The following is a 19,786-nucleotide window of genomic DNA, read 5'->3' on the forward strand; positions in this document are numbered from 1 at the left end:
CGCGTCAACCAAGCCCACCCCGTGCGGCATGGGCACAACAAAACCCCTCAAGGACAATCCCATGAGGGGCACAACAAAAAGCTCTAACTACTTCCGCAACTCACGCATGGCACGAGTCACCGCCTGCATCGTGATCGGCTCACCATCAGGAAGCATCTTCACCGCAGCTGCATACTCCTCCTGAAAACGCTCCGTGTAATCCGGCAAGCCCAGCTCCAAAGAACCACCAGCAGGAGCGACAACACACCTGCAATGATCGTGATATTTCTCCGCATGCTGCTGCTCACCCCGCACACGACCAGACTTCAACCGACGACCACGCAAGGTACCGGCATCACCCACATAATGGTTCTCCATGCCAGCCATACCCACGCGCAGCGCCCTCGACTCCGACCCATACACAGCTCCACGAGAAGCCAACACTCGGCAAAACTCACACGAATCAAGACGCGCGATCCGCCCCCACCGCAAACCAGTATCCACACTGAAAGCCTTCACAGTGTCACGCTGTGCACCAAAAACATGCTGCTGAACCACACTCGACAACCGCACCAACGAATTACCGACGCCGGTAAACATCGGAGCAGTCCCCCACCCCACCTGCGCAGTGATCTGCTCAATCGACGGGGCAGCAGGAATCGTCTGAGGAACATGCCCCGGTAACAAATCATCCAACCACCCCTCAGTCAACACCCGAGAATCCCCACCGAATGCAGCCACAATATCAGCCACGGCCTCCTCTAAATACCGCTGAGCAGCACGAGGATCCATCTCCAACGACCGATTAAACACAGCATACAAATCCTGCATAGCCATCGTGTTCAACCAATCAAGCTGACTCCGCAAAGTCTCCCAATCAACACGACGAGGAACATCAACAACCGGCGCAGTCATACCTAATCCTCAAGCCCCTCAGCAGCCGTCTCCGGCTGACGCAACGATGTTGGAACAGCACCAGTGAACTCAACATCACCCAAACCAACACGCGCTGCAGCATCCTCTGGCTCAACACCTGCACGAATCAACACACCAAGCGCATCAGCCTGCTTCTTCACATCATCAGCATTAATACTCACCGCACCAGACGCATCACCAGAAGCAGAAGCCAAAGCCACACTCTCCGCAGACACCGTCTGACCATTCGACGCTTGCTGCGCCAGCAGACGATAAGACAGCCGACGATCGTCAGCCTCAAGCCTCGCAATCTCAGCAGGAGCCAACCCCACACGCTCACGCGCAACACGAGACGTCGCACTGAAGAAACCAGCAGACGCAAGCTTCGTCGCAGCATCAGCATCAGCAGCCTTCGTCGGCGAAGAAGCATCACGCCACTGAGGAACAATCCCCGCAAAAGCCCGACGATCAACTTCAGACGAACCCACAGACCCCGCACCCTCAAACATCGAATGCAACAAAATACCAATGTTCATCAAATCCGGATTCGCCAACTCCTGCATGTTCTCCACAGAACGAACCAAACGCTCCTGCCACGCACGCAACGAATCACCCGAAGGCAAATTCGCAGTCTCAAAACCCAAATACGCAGCCGGAATACCAGTAGCAGAAGACAACATCTGCGAATACACACGCAACTGCTCAGCAAAAGGAGCAGGAGAAGCAGAACTAAACTCCCCCACCTTAATCTCAGGATCACCAGGCTCAGGAGGAGGAAACGCCAACATCTCACCAGCAGCAGCCTTCAACTGAGCAGCTTTCTTCTCCGCCTGAGAAGAATTTTCATCCAACCCAAAAAGCTCCATGTCAGCATTCATCGCCCACCGCTTCGGCATGATGTAATACTCACGATTCACCTCCATGCCAAGCATGGTGCGCACCGCAGCATGGGTGTAATACACCACAGCAGGAGTGATCTCAGAAGCCCCCGACCACTTCTTCGGAGACAGTCGATTCCGAATCCGCGAAATGCCCAACATCCCAGCAGGAAGCTTCAACCGAGCAATAGTCGCAGACTTCCCACCAGACGACTCAATGACCACCGTCTCACCAGGCAAATACAAAAACTCCCAAAAAGAACCATCCCAATTAGGATCAGTGCGTCGATACCCCGCAACCGGACGGTTCCTCCGGTTGTCCCACAGGATCGTCGCCATCGATGGGTGCGCAGCAGTCAACTCCGGAGACTCCAAATTATCCGCAGCAACAAACGCCACACCACAAGTCATTGAATCCAACGTCGCTTCCGAGATCGCCAAAGCAGCACGAGAATCAGTAAACACCTGATCCATGCCCAACTTGCCGTCATCCGCCCACCCACGGAACTGCATCCGTTCATGGCGAATATCAACAACAGTCTTCGGCCAATCCGACACCACCCCAATGTCAGCCAACGCAGGAGGAACCGCTATCTCAAGATTCCGCACCCGCGCCTTACCGTCGTACAAAGCAGACTTCAAACGATTCCGATAAGCATTCCGAGCAACCTGCATCCGCGCAGCCGCCAACAAATCATCCTCAGAAGCAGAACCCGAAGAAAAAAGATTCGTCAAACTCATATAAACGCCCCCTTCTTCCTCTTCGAACGACGCCTACCAACACCCGCTGAAATCGCATCAATACACGCCATATACGCCAACATCGACGCATACACAGCATCAATCTTGTCCGGCGAATCCGGATAATCCTTATAAAGCAAATAACCTGACCTGGTGGCACGACGACGCGCATTCAAAAAATGGCGCAGCAACGCAGCAGACGACGACATCGAAACCTCACCAGCCACAATCGCCTCCCTCAACTTCTCCACCATCTCACTCACACGCGAATCCTTACCACGAGGCCACGCAGCAATCGGCTCAGAGCGAGAAGCCCTCACCCGCAAAAACCGGTGATACTTCGCCTCCCACCCCGCAACCTGCCCAGTCCACCCCGAAGGATCAGCATAAAAACCAACAACATTAAAACGCTCAAAACAATCCGCAACACGAGCATCAACATCCAAAACATTCGGCTGCCAATCCTGCCCATCATTCGGACCAGCCTCCCACACACCAACCTCAAAAAGATGCTTATCCTCAACACGCATCCCGGTCAGTGCAGTCGCATCAGCCTTACCACGGACACGACCACGAGAACCATCAAAACCAAGCACAATCGTGTCACCATCATGAATCTTCTTCGACGGATCAATAATCCCCCTCAGCTCAGGCTGCGACACATAAGAATCAGCAGCATGCGTAATCTGATTCAGAAAATACTGCCGAGCATGCTGTGGATTCATACGAGGATTCAAAATATCGTCAATGATTGGCTCCAGATCACGCCACCCACCGTTCTCGATCGCAGAATCCCCATAGGCATACACCAACCCGGCGCGCAACGACTCACGATCAGAAAGATCAGTATCAGCAGGAGCCTCCCGATGATCAACCAAAATATTGGCGACCTGCGTCTTCCCCTCATCCATCATCTCGGCAACCTTAAAGGATTCCTCAGCAACCGAGTTGGAACCAGGAACATAAGAGTTAGGCGTTTCAAGAGACCGCCCACCAGTACCAGAAAGATTACGACGCACAACCTCAGCCAAATACCGGGACTGCGCATTGTCCCATGACTCCGTCTGATCCAACGCCACAAAAACCGGACGCTGCCCCTCTTTAGACCGACCAGCAGAAGTAATGTACTCAATCCGGCCACGAGGTAAAGCCACAAAAGAATCCATCGGATCCACATCGTAATAATCCATCACAGGCCCCAAGCGAATCATCTCCAACATCGGATTGAACGCATTCAACGCCTGCCCCTCCTCTGTCGCAGCGAACTGAACCAAAGGAGTCATCACATCCAACCAAGGCTTCCCCACTGGACGGCCTTTAGAATCCCATCCGTCAAACAACACCGGTCCCAAAGCTTCACCAATGCCAACAGCACCGGTCAGTGGAGACTTGCCCCACTTCTTAGCCCTCGACAAAATCGCCGAACGATAAACAAACCGCCCAGTCCGAGGATCAAGCCGATAAAAATCAAGAACAAACTTCGCCTGCTCAGGGGTCAACACCAATGGCTCATACTCACCACGGTCAGGCCGAGCAAGCATGTCTGTATACCAATCAAGCATTTCCCAACCCAACGTTGGAAACTCGCCCTCATATTCCGGTTTCCAGGGCACAAATATCTACCCCTTCCCGAAAATTAATCGACCGCCTTCAAACCCCCATACGGGCCACGACGATCAGCACCAGACTTAGAAGAACGACGACGCTCATCAGCCACATCAGCCTGAGCAAACACAATCTTCAAACGAGCACGATCCTCCGGAGTCGCACCAAACTTAGCCGCACGAATCCGAAGCTCCGCAGCAGCCTTCGAATCACCTGACCAATGACGCGCATGAACCAACGCAGTGTCCAAAAGCTCCGACCAGTCATTGTCCGTGAAATCCCTAGACAATGGGGACTCTGCCCACATTGCCCACCAACGCTTCGTTGCAGCAGGCCACACAAACTTTTTCTTCTTCACGTTGCCGTCATCATCAGTGACATCAACATAAAACGTTGGCAGCGCTGGCTGTTCCGTTGGATTGATTTGAATGATGCGAGTGCCGGCCTGGCGTTTCTTACGGTTACTAGGGCGAGAAGCTTTCTCAGCGTCACCGGGGGCGGGGCCTCTGCCTGCCATCTCCCACCTCCTGCGAAGTTCCATTTTTCGACGGGTTTAAAGCTCTATATTTAGTTATCTGCCTGGCCTATTAAAACGTGTGTATTGTTTGCTGCCTGAAACGCCAGACTGTTGCAGACTGCGAGCAACATTGCCTTCCGCGCCAACTTTGACCGCGCCAAGGGGGTCTCCCCCTGGGTGTTCAAAAAGTTTTCCCTATATGTTCGCTATGCGATCAAACCTGGGTGCTTCTCAACTGGATACAACCCACGCGCCCGACGAGCAGCACGCGCCTCCGTAGCCTCACGCTGAGTCTTCACCTTATGACACACCGGACACACAGCCTGCTTGTTGCTATCGCGCCAATAATTCGCATTCCGAGTGTTATCAATATGATCAACCTCGGACGCTTCGCCAAGACACCCAATACCTCTGATCTGGCACTGATATTCATCACGAGCAAGGATCCGATCACGCTCCGGCTTCGACGTATGCGCCTTATTCCCCTTCACCCAAGCCATAATCAGTCCCCCATTTCTCATGCGTCAACGCATACGTCGTGATGTACTTAATCCATGACAAACTTCAAACCTGCAGCAGCTACTGCCCTGGCCGTAGCTATGACACTCTCGGCCTGCTCTACCGAATCTCTCGATGGTGAGCTCACCTCGACAGGCGCCGACGCTGGCTTCCGGCTTGAAGCATGGTGTGATGATGCCAGTGCCCTCGCTCTCGGGGTGAAGTGGGGAGATAATGACAAGATGGAGGATGTGCTGATCTCGAGTGACCTTGGCGGCGCAATGGGCGATGTTGAAAGCTACAAGCATTCTTATGGCCTTGCGGACTTTCCCTCTGCCACATTGACTGTCTTTGCTGTACCTACTGATGGGACGTGCCACATCACCTTGCGTGATGATGTATCCGGGACGGCTCTTGAGCGTTCGTTTGATGAGGACGCTGAGGAGTTCACTCTGATTGGCTACGCCTCAAAGAGTTAAGTTGTGCGTGCCCAGGCCTTGCACCTGGGGGGATGCTTGTCACGCTCCGCCAGCACCGTGCCGGTTATGTAGTTGTCCTGCTCACTGGGCAGCGTGAAACCAGATGGAATGGCGGAATTGCCTAAAATGTGTCCACCCAGTGAGCAGAAGATAGAGCCCACACACCACGCTAATAAGCCCATTAGTCATTTGGCGGGATTGCCATGTGATGTGTGGAAGATCAGCTGGGCAGCATCACCAGCCCCATGTGCGGATGGGGCTACCCGAGGGTGACGCTTGTGGAAGAAGCGCGAAGACCATTTAACCCAGGCATAACAAAACCGCGCTGCCCGAATTGTTTTCGAGTGCGCGGTATCGTCGTCGTCGAGTATACCACACTTTCGGACAGTGCAGGTCAGGAAGTTTCCACAACTTCTCGCGCATACAAATACCCCATCACCTCAGTCAGCAAATAACCCCCACGCTTTGACGGCAGCTCCTGGCGAGTAATGTGCCCACGCTCCGCCCACTTCCTCACCTGATCCTCACTGATCACCCACCCACGGTTACTCATTCTCCGGACGATATGCGCGGCATCCTGACGCTTCTCCGGAAGCTTCGCCAACTCAGCAGCATCCTTGCCTCTACCCACAAGGTCTTCGACTTGGTGAATCCAATGCCGAAGATCACCAAAGAAAGCCTCACCATCGAAATACTCAGCGATGTAATACGGGTACATCAACAACCACTCCACAAGATGGACACAAGGCGAATCTTTAACCGGTATTGGTTTCGGGTCATCGACGCTATCAATGATGGTGAAACACCATGCCCGGATCTCTTTCTCCACCAACCAATTCAAATCCATGGCGTCGATGTTTCCTGGTGTCGATGGGCGGCCCCCAGTGTTGTGCATGTTCCTGATCTCAGGACTTGCCTTCGACAGATGCTTTGCTTCCTCCAGTTCGTAGAGGAGTTGCTCTAGCCAGGTGAGGTCTTTGCGAAGCGTGTTTTCATCAATCATTAATCATTACCTTTCTTGTGTGCGTTGGCGAGGGTGACTGCGTGATCCCAGTCGGTGGCATGGTCGCACCACCCGCAGGAGCAGTTGAGTTGGTAGTCGTCTGCTTCTGGGGTGAGAACAATCCAGTGCGCGAGAACGTTAGGTGTGGTCATGGTGAGATTCCTTCGAGTTGCGCTTTGACTGCTTTGATGAGTGCTGCTTGGGTGACGTCTTTCTTTTCCAAGGCTTGGGTGACATGTTCGTCGATGGTGTTTTTGGTGATGATGCGAATGATGGTGACTGGCTTGTCCTGCCCCTGTCGGAACAACCTCGCGTTGGCTTGTTCGTAGAGTTCCAGTGACCAGGGTGTGGTGAGCCAGACCATGATGTGCCCTCCGGATTGGAGGTTAAGGCCATGGCCTGCCGAGGCTGGGTGGATGAAGCCGAGGAGAATGTTTCCGGCTTTCCAGTCCGCCATGTCCTGATCGGTGTCGAGAAGCCTGCCCTGGGGGTATCTGGCTTTGAGTCGGGCGAGTTCATGTTTGAACCAGTACGCCAGGAGGATGTTGTCGCCTTGGGCTTCCTCGATGATGTCGTCGAGGACGTCGAGCTTCGCATCATGAATGATGGTGTGGCTGCCGTCGTCGTTGTAGATTGCGCCACTGGCGAGCTGGAGGAGTTTTCCAGATAGTACTCCTGCACTGTCGGCAATGATGGTGTCGTCGCCGATGTCGGTGACCATGTCGGTTTTGAGTTGGGTGTAAGTGGTGTGTGCTTTTTTGTCCATAGTTGCGACACGGTCGATGTGTGTGAGGGGTGGCATGGTGAGGTGGTCGAGTGCGGTCATGGACAGGGTGATGTCGGAGATGCGTTCGTGGATTGCTTTGTCGGCGCCTGGTCTGAGTGTCCATTCGAAGATGACGTGACCGTTTCTGCGTCCTGGTTTGAAGTAGGTGTCTCGGTAGGTGCCGATGGTTGTGCCGAGGCGTTTGCCTTCGTCGAGGATACGAAAAGGCGCCCATAGGTCGAGGAGACTGTTGGGCGCCGGGGTTCCTGTGAGGCCGATGATTCTTGTGATTTTGGGTCTGATTGCTTTGAGTGCTTTGAAGCGTTGGGATTGGTGGGATTTGAAGCTGGAGAGTTCGTCGATGATGACGGTGTCGAACGGCCAGTCAGTGCCCACTTCTTTGACTAGCCAGGGGATGTTTTCTCGGTTGATGACGTAGATGTCTGCTTTGGTGTTAAGCGCTTGGGCGCGTTGGGTGGGGGTTCCGACGATGGTGGACATGGTGAGGTGTTGGAGGTGGTCCCATTTGTGGAGTTCTTCTGGCCAGGTGTCTCGTGCGACGCGGAGTGGGGCGATGATGAGGGGGCGGACCACGGTGAAGTGGTTGTTCATCATGGTGTTGAGGGCGGTGAGGGTGATGATGGTTTTGCCGAGTCCCATTGATAGGAATAGTGCTGCTATGGGTTTTTCTTGGATGTAGTTGATGGCGTGTTGTTGGTAGTCATGTGGTTTGTATTTCATTGAGGACTTTCTCGATTTGGTGCGCACCATCGATGGTGTAGACGCGTTGGCCGAGTTGTTGGAGTTGTTTGTGGCGGGCTTGTTGGAGTGGGCGGGGTTTTTGTCCGGGGGCTTTGAGTTCGATGAATGCGAGGTGTCCTCCGGGGAGGCAGACCATGCGGTCGGGCATGCCTGCGGTTCCTGGGGAGGTGAGTTTGTAGGCTTTTCCGCCGCGTTTTCGTACTTGTTCGAATAGTTGTTTTTCGATCTTTTGTTCTAGCATTTTTCTTTCCAAAATGGGGTGTGGGACAGACAAGATCGAAAAAACCCTATAGAGGTCTCTGGATTAGGGACTGTCCTGGTGTTTTGTAATATGTACAGTCCCCTAAAACGCTCTACCAATTGTGCTAGTAAATTCTTGTCCGCTTGTCCCAAAAGGGTTATTTTTATAGGTTTAGCTGGGCTAACGCCTGGGACAAGCTCCTGGGACAAGCCTTGGACAAGATTTTGGGGTTTTATCTTGTCCAGGGGTGGACAAGATCTAAATCCATGTTGTCCCGCACTTTGTCCCAGGTTTTCACCCAGTCGCGAGTTTTCGGATATCGACGCCTACTTTGTCGAAGACTCGCTGCCGTCCGTAGGGGCCGACTCGCTTGCGTGTGCCGTTGTCTTGCCATCCGTCGATCTGCGCCATGATGGAACTAATTGCGTGGGAGTCTGCGCGTTCCATGTCTTCTGGTCTGCGTTTGAAGCACTCTGCCCAGATTTCAATTTTGGATACGCTGTCGCGGGCGATGACGCCTTTATTCCAGTCGATGCTGTTGTCGTACATTGATGGCAGGCTTTCTGAGTCAAGCCATTGGATTCGTGCCGCGAGTGGGAGTTCTTCCCATGAGGGTGGTAATGCTCTTGCGAGGTAGTCCATGACGAGTCCTACGCGATCGTCTGCTTCGATGGCTTCTTTTTGGTGGTGCATGGCTGTTTCTGCGATTTCGCCTTCGAGGTAGAGGACTTCTCCTTTCTTTTCATGGGTGATGGCTTCTGCCCAGATTTGGTCGATTGTGTAGGGATCCATGTCCCAGGTTTTTTGGATTCCGTTGCCTGTGACGTCTGCTACCCAAAATCTGCGGCCTCCGGTTGCGTCGCGGAGGAAGCCTTCTTTGGCGTTGGTGGAGCCGACGATGATTCCTTGGCGTGGGTGTTCTTCAACGGTGCGTCCGAATGCAGGGCGGTATTTATCGTCCGTGCGGGAGATGAAGCCTTTGAGTGTTTCGGCGTCCATTTTTCGCATGCCGGCGAGTTCGGCGAGTTCCATGATGAGGACTCCGGCGAGTTTTTCTGCGCCGGTTTTGTCTTTCATGTCGGTGATGGTGAGTGAGTCGGAAAACCATTCTCCGGCGAGTTTGGCGAAGATGGTTGATTTGCCTGCGCCTTGGGGGCCTGCGAGGACGAGGACTGTGTCGAATTTGGTTCCTGGTCGGAAGGTTCTTCGGATTGCTGCGATGAGGGTTTTTCTGGTGATTGCTCTGATGTAGGGGGTGTCTTGTGCTCCGAGGTAGTCGATGAGGAGGGTGTCGAGTCTGGGTATTCCGTCCCATGTGAGGAGGTTGTTGAAGTAGTCGCGGACGGGGTGGAATGATCTGTCGCTGGCGGTTGCGAGGAGGGCTGTTTCTACTTTTGTGGGTGCGTAGAGTCCTTTGTAGTTTTCTTCGATGCTTGTGTGGAGTTGAGCTAGGTCGTTGGTTGTCCATCCTGGTTTTGTTTGTTTCCAGGGCAGTGCTTGGGGGTCTTGGACTGTGAGTGTTTCTTTGTGTGCGTTCCAGCTGAGGTGGTTGTAGCGGGGGTCGTGGGTAAAGATGGTCGTGAAGTTTTTGAGGGTGTCGGCGAATCCTCCGTCGCGTTTGGTGTCGAGGGTGGTGAGCCAGTCGAAGGTGTCATTGGTTGGTTCTTCATCTTCTGCTGTCAGGGGTTCTGTGGGTGGCTCCTTCGCCCCTGCTGTTGGTGTTTGTTGCGGGATTGGGGTGAACATGCTGCGGATTTTTTGGGCGGTTTCTGCGGCGTTTTCTTGTTTTGTTTTGTGGTCTCCGAGTGCGTGGTCTGTCATGGCTTGGTATGAGGGGAGTTTGTTGATGGGAGTGTTTGGTTTGGTGTCAGTGTCGAGATGTCCGTGGAGGTGGATTCTGACGAGGTCGAAGGCGTTGACCATCTGCTCTGATGCGGGGTCGGTGGCGTGTTGGGAGTAGGCGTGGAGTCCGTTGTCGTAGATGATGAGGCCGTTGCTGCTTGAGCCACCGGTGTAGGTGTAGCGGTTTTTGGTGGTGCCTGGTTTGTAGATTTCGGGGAGGAATGTGTGGATTGCTTGGGTGATTGTGTAGGCGCGGTTGAAGGCTCCGATGATGCCGGGTTTGGTGCGTGGGTCTTCGACGTGGGTTCCGGCGTGTTGGATGCGCCTGGCTTCTTCTGTGGAGACTCCTGGCCAGGTGGTGAGGTCTTGCCAATTGTCGTAGGTGTTGAGGATGGTGTCTGGGTCGAGGTCGGCAGCTTCTTTTGGGCTGGTTGCTGTGAGGAATTCGCCGTCTGTGCAGGTGGCTGACCAGTACATGAATCGTTCTGCTTGGTAGGTGGTGGGGTCGATCCAGGTGAGGTCGGGGTTGATTTGTTGTGCGAGTTTGCGTGCGATTGCGCTGTATTCGTCGCTGGTGATGTCTCGGGTGAGCCAGATGATGATGCGCCAGCGTGGGTTTTGTGGGGTATGTGAGGCTGTGGTGGTGGCGAACCATGCGTGGCTCCAGGTTGTGTGGAGTTTGTCGATGAGGTCTAGGGGTGCTTCGTCGAGGTCGAGGGTGATGAAGCTGCGTGTGTAGGCGTGGCCTTTTCTGCGGATGCCTTCTTTGAGGTGTCCGCCGACGTATCCTCCGACGTCTTTTGCTTGGTCTTTCTCACCTTTGGGTAGCGAGTGGTATTGGTCAACGGTGTGGTTGATGGGTTGGGGTTGGCAGAGTTGGTTGATGAGGGCTTGTTTGTCGGTTGTTTTGTTGTTCCAGTGGGTGCTGGTGCGCCGTGGTGCGGTGCTGATTTTTAGTTCTCTTTGTTGGCGCATTGTGGTGCCTCTTTCTGGGTCGGTGGGTTGGGGTGTATTTAGTTGTGGGAAGTTTGGGTAAGGCCCCGCTGGTGGGAGTAGTCACTGGCGGGGCCTTAGATGTTTTAGAACTTTTAGAACTTAGGTACCGGTTTAGAAGCCGAGGTTTCCGGCAGCGGGTGGGGCTTGGCCGCCGAGGGTGGAGAACACATCGGTCGCTTCGAGTGCTGGCCCGCCGAGGCGTTCGCCGTCCTTGGCTTTTTGCACTCCGATTAAGGATGCGGAGATGCCTTTGTTGCCGGAGTTTTCGTAGCCGTAGAACTGGATGGCGAAGTTGCAGTATGCGCCGGAGTAGATTTCTGATTCGTCGATGATGGGCTGGAGTGCTCCGTCGACGACGAAGGGCTTGCGCTTGGTGGAGGCTTTCGCGGCGATGAAGTAGTGACCGGCGAATTCTGGGCCTCGTGCTTCCCCACTGTCGGTGAGTGAGTCTCCGTCGCGTAGCGGTGGGTATTTGGTGTGTGCTGGGTCGATGGGTTGTTTGAAGGTGCGTCGGTCGACGGCGTCGGTGACGGCTGCTTGGATCGCAGCTTGGATGCGTTGGATTGTTTCGGTGTCGGTTTTGGGGATGAGGATGGTTGCTGAGTATTTGGGTTCTGCTTGGTCATTGGGCGCTTGTGGGGTGAAGAGGTGTGCGAAGCTGAGGCGTCCGTAGATGGTGACGTCGCGGTTGGTGGTTGCCATGTGGGTGTGTCCTTTCGGGACGTTGAGGGTTGAGAAAAACCACCTCACGGGTGCGGGGTGGTTTCGGGGTGTGGTGCCGGTTAATCTTCATCGACCAGCGGCGTGGATTGTGATTATTTGTTGATGATTGTGTCCAGCAGGTGGTTCCAGGTCGGCTCATGCATTGAGCCTTGGTGTTGACTTGCTGCGTGTTCTGCTTGGATTTTTGCTTCTACCAGTAGGTAGGCAAGTCTCCCTGCTTCTTCTGGTGTGAGTTGTTGGACTCCATCTTCTTGGAATCCAAGCAAGATGTGGTCACCTGTCTGTTTGACGATGAAGGGGGTGGGCATTGAGTTCTCCTCCTGCTTGCCGTGAGGCATCGTAGATTTTTACGGCGAGGCGTTCCGCTGCTTCAGGTGTGAGCCGGTACGCCTTTTCTCCGAAGCGGACGTATACGCGCCCGAGTCTGGTGGTGATGGTGAATCCGGTCATGGTTAGCGCATTATTTTGTGGAGTGAGTCGACTTTTTGCCGCATTTGTTTGAGGGATTTTTGGTGGATGCGTGAGAGCTTGTGTTCGTCGAAGTTTTGGAGGAGTCGGTAGCCTCCGTTTTGTCGGATGATGGTGTAGTCGCCGCGGATGATGTTGCCGTTTGTGGTGAGTGTTTCTCCTTCTTGTAGGTCGTCTTCGGTGAATGAGTGTGCGATGGTCATGCTGGGGTATCTCCTGATGTGTCGGTGATATTGATTGCGTGGCTGTCTTGAATCATTGAGATGGCCAAGTCGTAGGCAGCGTCGTGTAGGTTCTCGTCGATGAAGAGGTTGATAGTGGCGTGGACGAGGTTGCAGACTCCCCTGAGGATGTCGATCTGGGCAAGGCCTGTGACGTCGCCGTTGAGGTTGAATTCTTCGGGGTTTTCGAGGTCGAAGGTGATGGTGAGATGTGCCATGTGAGGGTTCCTTTTATGCGGCTTCGATAGCGACGAAGTACGTTTCGGCATTGTCTGGGGTGAGTGCAGGCCTAGGGTCTGACTCTGGGACGAGGGTGGGTGCGCCTTCTGGTTTGATCAGGCAGTCCCCTAGCTGCTCAGTGAATTCTTTTTTGCCCATGAGTTTCGTCATGTCAGTGATACCGATGAGTTTTTTCTGCCATGGGTCAATGCCGTGAGCTTCGGCGATTTCGGCGACTTTGTGTTCGTCTTTCCACTTCCGCACCGACCTACCCTCGACCAATTTCAGGCCTGGGTAGGTGTGGCCGTTATGGGCTTGCGTGAGCGCGTGCTTTTCGACACTGGTGAGCCACTTCTTAATCGCAGCGGAGTGCTCAATGACCTGTGCTATTTGCTGGTCAGTGAGAGTGTCCGGTGCAGGTGTTGTTGGTTCCAGGCTGGTTGCGCTTGTGGTGGGGATTGCTTGGAAGTGCTGGGCAGCCAGTGCGGTGCATTGTGGTGCATGTTTGCAGAAGCCGCACCAGCTGCCCGGGGTAAGTTGCCCCTCCCCTGCCATGGCGAGCTCGGCGGTTGGTTTCACTACAGTTTCTGCCCAGGTGAGGAGGTCTGTGACGGTGGTTTCGAAGATGCTGGTGTTGTTTCTTCGTGGTTGGAAGATCACCATTTTGATTTTTTGGATGTTGTAGATCATGCCGTAGAGGTGCAGTGCGCCGAGTGCGTAGAGCTTCATCTGGGGATTCTCCACCGCTGAGACTTCGACGCCTTTGCCGTATTTCAAGTCGATGATGATGGCTGTGTCGTCAGCGATGATGACGGCGTCTCCGGTGCCGAAGCCATCTGGGACGATGTGGGAGAAGTCGAGACGTTCTTCAATGGAGAGGAACGCTGCGGGGCTGTTTTGCTTTGCTGCTTCGAGTTCTGCCATGACACAGTCGGCGTAGGCGTCGGTGTAGTCGTCCATTTCTTCGTCGTGCCACGGTGACTTTGGCCTTGTGGTGGGCAGGCCTTGGAGTTGGCGGAGTTTGTGTTCTGCGAGTTCGTGGGCTGCTGTTCCTTGATCGGCGGCGTCGCTGGTTGTGTCGGGGTGGTGTTCTTCGAGGCGTGCTGAGGGTGGGCAGTTGAGCCAACGTGATGCGCCACTGGCGGAGAGGATTGCGTGAGCCCGGCCCCCATGCTGTGGTGAACTATTCGGAGATTCCGAATCGTTGACCTGCTGGGTAGGGGCAACTTTTTCATGTTGTGCAACAGTTGCCTGCCCTGCTGCTGGCGTCTCAATAGGGCTGGCCCCTGTGACACGCTCAACCGAGTTGGCGACGGCTTGAGTGACCTCTCCTAGCGCTCGGTGTGAGCTGGGGCTGATAGTGATGGTTACCCCACTGTCAGTGAGGTCTTTGACGACATCGTCGAGAGCAGATTCCGCTTGTTTTTGTGTGATGCCGAAGGACTCCACCTGCTCATAAGTCACCCGGGTTTTACTGGGTGGTGCTGACGCATCATTGAGAGGGACTGATTTTTCATTCAGTGGAGTGCGGACTCGCCATACATCACCGGCTTTGGTGCGGACGTGGGTGAGGTGGTGGATGGCGATGTTGGTTTGGATTGTTTCGCGGTCTGCTGGGGTGAATGACCCCGACAGCTGAGGAAGATAGGTCATGGGTAGGTCTTTCTTTTATGCGGCTTGTGGGAGGTGACTGTCGGCCATGGTCACAACCTCGGAGAGTCGCTCTTCTGGGATGTCGTTGAGGGATTTCACTCCGAAGTGTGGGAAGAGCGTGTTGGTGATCCAGGTGGTGCCTTCGGTTTGTGCGATGGTGCGGAGGCTGGTTTGGGCTTGGGTGAGAAGCTTTTGTGTGTCGATGGCGTCGATGGCTTCTTGTTGTTCTTGTGCGATCTCTGGTGGGAGTGGTTGCACTGGTGTGGTGGGTGCTGCGGGGGTTGGTTCTGGAGCAGCAACCGCTGGTGCAGCTGCCGGTGCTGGGGCTTCGGTCTGTGCAGGCCACGGAGAAACACTGTCCGGCTCCGCGTTGATACGGTCAAAAACCTTCGTTAGACCGTCGATGGTGATGGCCAAGATATCAAGGGTGAGGCTTTTAGAAATCCAAGATGACATGGGTTAGTTTCCTTCGTGTTGTGTGAGGTGGAGAAGTCCTTCGGGGGTGACTTCGGCGTTGTTGATCAGGCCACTGTCTTTGAGTTCTTCTATTTGGCGGGGTTTGAGTTTCCCGCCGCGGGCATAGATCTGGAGAAGCTCAATGAGCATCGGTGAGAGCTGCCTCATAGGATGGTTCCGTAGATTGCCCAGCAGAAGAGCGTGAGTCCTGCGAGTGAGAGGATCCAGGGGGTGGCAATGGAAAAGACCCTCACCATGGTGTCGTGAGGGTCTTCATCGGAGTGTTCTAGCCGGTGTTTAGGAGGGGTCAAGTTTTGTGCTCCTGATTAGTTTGATTTTGGTTTCATCGACCGCGAGAATCTTCTTCCCTGAGGGGTGTGCGGTCATGGTCACTTCGGTGCGCTCAATACGATAAAGCGCCCCATCAACGTCGATGACCCCGGTTAAATACCGGGGCTTCTGTTCAATATCACGATGAGTACTCATACGTTTAGTCCTCGGGTAAATGGTCAATAGTGATGGCAGTGAGATCAGTCGCAGTCTCTGTATCAAGACCGTGCTGGGTGAAGAACGTGAACGCTGTGAGGACTTCCTGTGCGGTGTCCACGACGTATCCCATTTCTTCTGGCATAGGGGTGAGTTTGTTTCTCAGGCGGTACATGTCCAGTGGGGTGATTGTCATTGGCCATCACCGCCTCTGGTGTAGAGGAGTGTGTGGCGGGCTGCGCGTCGGCGTTCGAGGTGTTGGGCTTGGCTCATCATGTCTTTGATGAGGGCGCGGTCTTTGAATGTCCAGCCTCGCCAGCGGATGGAATTGGTGAGGGTGTTGATGATGGTGACGTAGCTGCTGTCTAGGTGTTGTCCTCCGGCGAGGGTGGGTGGTGTGGTGTGGGTGATGGCGGTTTCGAGTGCTGTGCGTGCGATGGTGCTGATGTCGCCCGTGTAGTGGTCGAGGAGGTATTTCAGGTCTGCGTGGAGTTCTTTGTCGCGGGTCAATTTATGCCGTCCAGAGGAGTAGGGTGCCGATGGTGCCGCCGAAGAGGAGGGCGGTGTTGTAGAGGGCGAGGGTGCGGTAGTGGTGTTTGGCTTTGAGGAGGTGGTCACGTTCGGTCGTGTCGAGGTGTGCGAACCGTGTGGCGTATTTCAAGTCATCATCAGAAAGAGTCAACATGATTCCTTTAGTTCTTCTAGGTATGTTTGGTCGTTCCTCGCTCATTTTTCTACGCCCCATTCGTATTGTTCATCGCAGTTACAGGGGTTGTTTTCGCAGCATGCACAGGGTTCCGCATCGTCGTCGTAAACCCCGGCGCGGTGTTCTGCTTCCCATACCGTGTAGTCGATCACCACGTTTTCTCCAGTGGTTCCTCAATCCCGACGATGGTGTCCACGGGAAGCTCAGTGATCTCTGCGTAGTGAGTAGTGTCGCGGTCGTGGGGTGCCACACCAATCGTCACAGTGTCGGAATTGAAGTAGATGCTGCGTAGCTCCGCAACGATCGTCGTGTGGATCAAATCATCGTCGCGGTAGGTGAAGCTGATGGTGTCGCCAATGTTTTTGTGGGTGAGTTCACCCAGCAGTGTGTATGTTGCGTTCATAGTGTCGTTCCTTCGGTGATGATGGCGGTGACCCACTGCCCCATGGCTGTGAGCTCATAAGGAACTGTCGGGGTTATTAGTCCGCGCGCGGTCAGTAATGCCAAGGGTATGGGGGTGAGAGTGTCGCAGCCGTAGGTTGCTGCGGTGAGGAGGTCTGCTCTGCACTCTGGTGTCATGTGGTACGCAATGACATGCGCGGTGGCCAGATCGTGGATGTCAGTTTTGATGCTCATGCGGCATCCTCGATCCCTAAATGTTCGTCAATATCCTTAGCTACGAAGCGAACCGCTCCACCAACACCACCGACGCGATGCCAACGAAACGGAGGTTCTAAGCTCCCCGCATACGCATGCTTCAACAAAGTTGATTTCGCAATCCCCAGTAGTTCTGCAGTTTCACCTGCGCTGTAGGTCAACTTCCTAGACACTGAGCTTCACTCCCCTAATGTCTGTGATGGCCACCAGATCGATGACTTCACGGCGAAGCTCGGTACTCCACACCTTGGCAATCGCATAGGCTTCGTCGCTCTCAGATTTCTTGCCGGCTCCAACTAGCTTCGCCATCTCGGATTCTCCCCATAGCTCTAGATCCACGGGTCCAACTTCGAGCAGATCCAGTAGCAGCTTTGGCGTTATTGTTTTCTTCATTTCCTGACCTCCTTTACTTGGAGAAGTGCTAATATTCACAATGATTTCCTTTCCTGAAATCATTAATGCCCGCCACCTGGTCAAGAGGTGACGGGCTTTACATATGTATGTGGTTTGATATTGGGTATGGCAAACCCAGCAGAACTACTCCACCAACAACTGTCCCTGTGGAATTCAAATCAAGACGCGAAAACTTCACGGAAGTTAAATCCTCCTGACTCGGATTCTCTGATGAAGCTTAGAATCTCAGTACTTCATCTTGAAGCCATTAGAGAAACCGTTCAGCGCATGGAACAGGCAGGACAAAATGTACAAACCTGGAAAGATGCTATTGATCGATGGACTAAAGGAATATTTCTGATCCCTAATGGCCCCGCAGCACCTCAAAGTTCTTCACTCGCCCCAACAGACCTTTTGCTGTTAGAAGCCTTTGGCCAGATCATGCAAAACTGGGTACGCGTTATCAAGCCCGAAGGTGTCGCTGATCTGAAAAAATTCGTTGCTGAAATCCGCTCAACTGCCAAAACTGGTGTCGATGATGCTCAACTGGCAATGCACCTTGATAACGTCCTTAACCATGTTGAGTGGTGTCTTAACAATTTCGCTCAGTTGGGTGAATTTGAGCTAGATAAGGCACTAACCCAGTTAGCTGCTACTGTCTCCTTGATTGACAGGAATGAATCCACGGAAGAACAACCTTCACGGTTCCGTCGGTTCATGGAGCACTGGGTTAACCCTTTCACAGTTGGGGCGCTCGCCGGAATGACGGGCAACCTAGCCTCAAATGTTCTCATTGCTAGCGTTAGCATGCCCATGCTTGGGCCAGGCCCCGGCAGCAGCTAGACACTCTTCAAGTGCTTGGTCAATGATTTGTCCTGACGGTTGTCCCGTCAGGATTTTTGTTTTCACAGCAGCTAAAACCCAATTAACTGCCGCTAATTCCATAAGGGATAGTCCCTCTGGGACAAGATGCTCTGACATCATTGCTCCTTTCTTAGTTATGTGTTTTTGGGTGGTGCAGCCTGACCAGCCCGCAGGGTGGACTTCACAGGGGTCAGGCTTTAGCGGGCGACTTCTCATGACGATTCCCGCTGTTCACACCACAGTGCCGGTGCCAGGTATCGAACCTGGGTATCCACCAAGACATAACCTTTTCCAAAAAATGATTACACCGGCAATCTGTCGTATCTTTTCCGCCTCAGCTGCATGTGGCAGCCGTGCCTAAATGGAGGGTTCGAGGCGGGGTTCCATTGGTCGAGCTCGCCACCCGCTGATACTCCGATACGACAACAAATTTTCTTCTATTTAGTTTTCATATATCGCGCTTCCGCCCCAGCTCCACACCGTTTTGCGGTGGCTAGTTCTTCGAAAGCTCAGTGCCCGCCAGGTGGCTCGCACACCTGCGCCTGCTAGTCGGGCATTTAAATTAAGCTGCGTTTTGCTCTGCGTAGTAGAGCTTGAAATAGGTATCAAAGGGGGTGCTAAATGCTGCGCTAACTTTGGCTACTGTGAGCGGACTAACAAGCCCTCCGGATACTGCGTTTCTCCATGTGAGCCGGTCACATTTGATGTGGTCAGCCATTTGCTGGTCGCTAAATTTGAGTGCTTTTTGGAGGGCTCTTAACTTTTCTGCCTTCGCTACGATTCCCGCTTGTGTCATGTGGGCTCCTTCCGTTTGTGGTGTGGCTTAATCTTGCGCCAAGTTGGCGCGTTTATCAACCATTTACACCCATGCGGGGGTGGCTTATTTATAATCCACGCTGGTAACCATTGTTTAGAGTGGCTTATTTCTGTACCATCAGAGACATGCAAAACATGAACGCGTTAAACAATTGGGTAGCGCAAGTGACCGGAGATGACTCCTGGAGAGTCGTAGCCGAAAAGCTCCGCACCACCCACTCGACAATCCAACGCCGGCTAAAAAACCACGACTCCGACGCCATCATCGAAATCGCACGCGCATATGACGTAAACCCGATCGAAGGCCTCATTGCCTCCGGAGCGCTCACCCCCCTTGATGCACGCGCATACTCTGCGGTCTGGTCAGTCTCAGACTTCAGCGATGTAGAGCTCGCCCAGATCATCGTCAGCCGACTAGAAGAGCGAGAAGCGTTCGAAAAAGAATCCGACGATGTCCACCCAGTGCGCTATGTTGCTGATGACACCGACACTGAGCCAGGGATGGGAGATGAGGGCTATCACGACGGACCCTAACTACTGGGTGATCAAAGAAAAGCTCATAGTCCTCACCCATGAGGGTGGGGAGAAAGGCCGCCGATACCCAGGAGGAATAATCACCCTCCGTTCAGATCTCACCCACATCAATCGACGCTGCACCCTCATGCACGAAATTGGTCACCACATCTATGGCGACATACCCACTCGAGACACTTGCCGTAGTGCTCGGCAGGAGCAAAGAGCCCACAAGTGGGCTGTAGAGCACCTAATATCAGAGCAGGCCTACCGAGCCGCCGAGCGCTTGGTAGGTGTGCACCCTGGAGCGTTAGCTGCAGAGCTGGAAGTCACCACAAATTACATAGAACTCTGGCGCGATATTTACCGTCGCGTCCCCTACTAGACAG

30 protein-coding genes are annotated in these 19,786 nt (G+C 53.8%); 4 read left to right on the top strand and 26 right to left on the bottom strand.

What is annotated here, in order from left to right:
• Positions 1-87: 87 nt before the first annotated feature.
• The 5 genes from H924_RS07290 to H924_RS07310 form a co-directional block, all read right to left on the bottom strand.
• The gene (locus tag H924_RS07290) at positions 88-894 is read right to left on the bottom strand and encodes a VG15 protein (RefSeq protein WP_015651317.1); all 807 of its coding nucleotides are present in this window, start codon (positions 892-894) and stop codon (positions 88-90) included.
• 2 nt (positions 895-896) lie between these two features.
• A complete protein-coding gene (locus tag H924_RS07295; RefSeq protein WP_015651318.1) occupies positions 897-2,513 on the bottom strand; it encodes a hypothetical protein in 1,617 nt (538 codons plus the stop codon).
• Positions 2,510-4,126: a hypothetical protein gene (locus H924_RS07300; RefSeq protein WP_015651319.1), complete on the bottom strand. Its 1,617-nt coding sequence runs from the start codon at positions 4,124-4,126 to the stop codon at positions 2,510-2,512. The genes H924_RS07295 and H924_RS07300 overlap by 4 nt, the downstream gene beginning before the upstream one ends.
• Positions 4,127-4,149: 23 nt before the next feature.
• Positions 4,150-4,635, bottom strand: coding sequence for a phage terminase small subunit (locus H924_RS07305; protein ID WP_015651320.1), 486 nt, complete (start codon positions 4,633-4,635; stop codon positions 4,150-4,152).
• Positions 4,636-4,841: 206 nt separating this feature from the next.
• Complete coding sequence (locus tag H924_RS07310; protein WP_015651321.1) at positions 4,842-5,135, bottom strand: HNH endonuclease; 294 nt, start codon at positions 5,133-5,135, stop codon at positions 4,842-4,844.
• 54 nt (positions 5,136-5,189) lie between these two features.
• On the opposite strand from H924_RS07310, the gene H924_RS07315 reads away from it, so the two are divergent.
• Positions 5,190-5,612 (top strand): hypothetical protein, encoded by a 423-nt coding sequence (locus H924_RS07315; protein WP_015651322.1) that lies wholly within the window; start codon positions 5,190-5,192, stop codon positions 5,610-5,612.
• Positions 5,613-6,006: 394 nt separating this feature from the next.
• Here the strand turns inward: H924_RS07315 and H924_RS07320 are convergent, their stop codons facing one another.
• The 20 genes from H924_RS07320 to H924_RS07400 form a co-directional block, all read right to left on the bottom strand.
• Complete coding sequence (locus H924_RS07320; RefSeq protein ID WP_015651323.1) at positions 6,007-6,615, bottom strand: hypothetical protein; 609 nt, start codon at positions 6,613-6,615, stop codon at positions 6,007-6,009.
• Entirely contained in the window at positions 6,615-6,767 is a 153-nt protein-coding gene (locus H924_RS14150) for a hypothetical protein (protein WP_155861938.1), read from the bottom strand. Before H924_RS14150 ends, H924_RS07320 begins: the two co-directional genes overlap by 1 nt.
• Complete coding sequence (locus H924_RS07325; protein WP_029703367.1) at positions 6,764-8,122, bottom strand: SNF2-related protein; 1,359 nt, start codon at positions 8,120-8,122, stop codon at positions 6,764-6,766. The genes H924_RS14150 and H924_RS07325 overlap by 4 nt, the downstream gene beginning before the upstream one ends.
• The gene (locus H924_RS07330) at positions 8,103-8,417 is read right to left on the bottom strand and encodes a PDDEXK family nuclease (protein ID WP_245533854.1); all 315 of its coding nucleotides are present in this window, start codon (positions 8,415-8,417) and stop codon (positions 8,103-8,105) included. Before H924_RS07330 ends, H924_RS07325 begins: the two co-directional genes overlap by 20 nt.
• 261 nt (positions 8,418-8,678) lie before the next feature.
• Entirely contained in the window at positions 8,679-11,201 is a 2,523-nt protein-coding gene (locus H924_RS07335; RefSeq protein WP_015651326.1) for a virulence-associated E family protein, read from the bottom strand.
• Positions 11,202-11,333: 132 nt separating this feature from the next.
• The gene (locus tag H924_RS07340) at positions 11,334-11,924 is read right to left on the bottom strand and encodes a DUF2815 family protein (RefSeq protein ID WP_015651327.1); all 591 of its coding nucleotides are present in this window, start codon (positions 11,922-11,924) and stop codon (positions 11,334-11,336) included.
• A 113-nt stretch (positions 11,925-12,037) separates the two neighbouring features.
• Positions 12,038-12,253, bottom strand: coding sequence for a hypothetical protein (locus H924_RS07345; protein WP_015651328.1), 216 nt, complete (start codon positions 12,251-12,253; stop codon positions 12,038-12,040).
• A 144-nt stretch (positions 12,254-12,397) separates the two neighbouring features.
• The gene (locus H924_RS07350; RefSeq protein WP_015651329.1) at positions 12,398-12,616 is read right to left on the bottom strand and encodes a hypothetical protein; all 219 of its coding nucleotides are present in this window, start codon (positions 12,614-12,616) and stop codon (positions 12,398-12,400) included.
• Positions 12,613-12,852 (bottom strand): hypothetical protein, encoded by a 240-nt coding sequence (locus H924_RS07355; RefSeq protein ID WP_015651330.1) that lies wholly within the window; start codon positions 12,850-12,852, stop codon positions 12,613-12,615. Before H924_RS07355 ends, H924_RS07350 begins: the two co-directional genes overlap by 4 nt.
• Positions 12,853-12,865: 13 nt before the next feature.
• The gene (locus H924_RS07360) at positions 12,866-14,506 is read right to left on the bottom strand and encodes a DUF2800 domain-containing protein (RefSeq protein ID WP_015651331.1); all 1,641 of its coding nucleotides are present in this window, start codon (positions 14,504-14,506) and stop codon (positions 12,866-12,868) included.
• Between the two features lie 15 nt (positions 14,507-14,521).
• On the bottom strand, positions 14,522-14,962 hold the full coding sequence (locus H924_RS07365; protein ID WP_015651332.1) for a hypothetical protein: 441 nt from the start codon (positions 14,960-14,962) through the stop codon (positions 14,522-14,524).
• Positions 14,963-14,965: 3 nt separating this feature from the next.
• Complete coding sequence (locus tag H924_RS14155; protein ID WP_155861939.1) at positions 14,966-15,130, bottom strand: hypothetical protein; 165 nt, start codon at positions 15,128-15,130, stop codon at positions 14,966-14,968.
• Between the two features lie 129 nt (positions 15,131-15,259).
• A complete protein-coding gene (locus H924_RS07370; protein WP_015651333.1) occupies positions 15,260-15,448 on the bottom strand; it encodes a hypothetical protein in 189 nt (62 codons plus the stop codon).
• Positions 15,449-15,452: 4 nt separating this feature from the next.
• A complete protein-coding gene (locus H924_RS07375) occupies positions 15,453-15,644 on the bottom strand; it encodes a hypothetical protein (RefSeq protein WP_015651334.1) in 192 nt (63 codons plus the stop codon).
• On the bottom strand, positions 15,641-15,958 hold the full coding sequence (locus H924_RS07380; RefSeq protein ID WP_015651335.1) for a hypothetical protein: 318 nt from the start codon (positions 15,956-15,958) through the stop codon (positions 15,641-15,643). The genes H924_RS07375 and H924_RS07380 overlap by 4 nt, the downstream gene beginning before the upstream one ends.
• 1 nt (position 15,959) lies before the next feature.
• Positions 15,960-16,133, bottom strand: a complete 174-nt coding sequence (locus H924_RS14160; RefSeq protein ID WP_155861940.1) for a hypothetical protein — start codon at positions 16,131-16,133, stop codon at positions 15,960-15,962.
• 169 nt (positions 16,134-16,302) lie between these two features.
• Entirely contained in the window at positions 16,303-16,557 is a 255-nt protein-coding gene (locus H924_RS07385) for a hypothetical protein (RefSeq protein ID WP_015651336.1), read from the bottom strand.
• A complete protein-coding gene (locus H924_RS07390; protein ID WP_015651337.1) occupies positions 16,554-16,790 on the bottom strand; it encodes a hypothetical protein in 237 nt (78 codons plus the stop codon). The genes H924_RS07385 and H924_RS07390 overlap by 4 nt, the downstream gene beginning before the upstream one ends.
• A complete protein-coding gene (locus tag H924_RS14800; protein WP_015651338.1) occupies positions 16,787-16,984 on the bottom strand; it encodes a helix-turn-helix domain-containing protein in 198 nt (65 codons plus the stop codon). Before H924_RS14800 ends, H924_RS07390 begins: the two co-directional genes overlap by 4 nt.
• Positions 16,977-17,204 carry a hypothetical protein gene (locus H924_RS07400; protein ID WP_015651339.1) on the bottom strand — a complete coding sequence of 76 codons (228 nt, stop codon included), beginning with the start codon at positions 17,202-17,204 and terminating at the stop codon, positions 16,977-16,979. Before H924_RS07400 ends, H924_RS14800 begins: the two co-directional genes overlap by 8 nt.
• A gap of 126 nt (positions 17,205-17,330) precedes the next feature.
• Here H924_RS07400 and H924_RS07405 point away from each other — a divergent pair, with 126 nt between their 5' ends.
• Positions 17,331-18,047: a hypothetical protein gene (locus H924_RS07405; RefSeq protein WP_155861941.1), complete on the top strand. Its 717-nt coding sequence runs from the start codon at positions 17,331-17,333 to the stop codon at positions 18,045-18,047.
• Between the two features lie 583 nt (positions 18,048-18,630).
• Here H924_RS07405 and H924_RS07410 read toward each other — a convergent pair.
• On the bottom strand, positions 18,631-18,864 hold the full coding sequence (locus H924_RS07410) for a hypothetical protein (RefSeq protein ID WP_015651341.1): 234 nt from the start codon (positions 18,862-18,864) through the stop codon (positions 18,631-18,633).
• 155 nt (positions 18,865-19,019) lie between these two features.
• Here H924_RS07410 and H924_RS07415 point away from each other — a divergent pair, with 155 nt between their 5' ends.
• Positions 19,020-19,418, top strand: coding sequence for a hypothetical protein (locus tag H924_RS07415; RefSeq protein ID WP_015651342.1), 399 nt, complete (start codon positions 19,020-19,022; stop codon positions 19,416-19,418).
• The gene (locus H924_RS07420) at positions 19,393-19,782 is read left to right on the top strand and encodes an ImmA/IrrE family metallo-endopeptidase (protein ID WP_015651343.1); all 390 of its coding nucleotides are present in this window, start codon (positions 19,393-19,395) and stop codon (positions 19,780-19,782) included. The genes H924_RS07415 and H924_RS07420 overlap by 26 nt, the downstream gene beginning before the upstream one ends.
• The last annotated feature ends 4 nt before the right edge of the window (positions 19,783-19,786 follow it).

It is taken from the genome of Corynebacterium callunae DSM 20147 (assembly GCF_000344785.1).
Taxonomy (GTDB): domain Bacteria; phylum Actinomycetota; class Actinomycetes; order Mycobacteriales; family Mycobacteriaceae; genus Corynebacterium; species Corynebacterium callunae.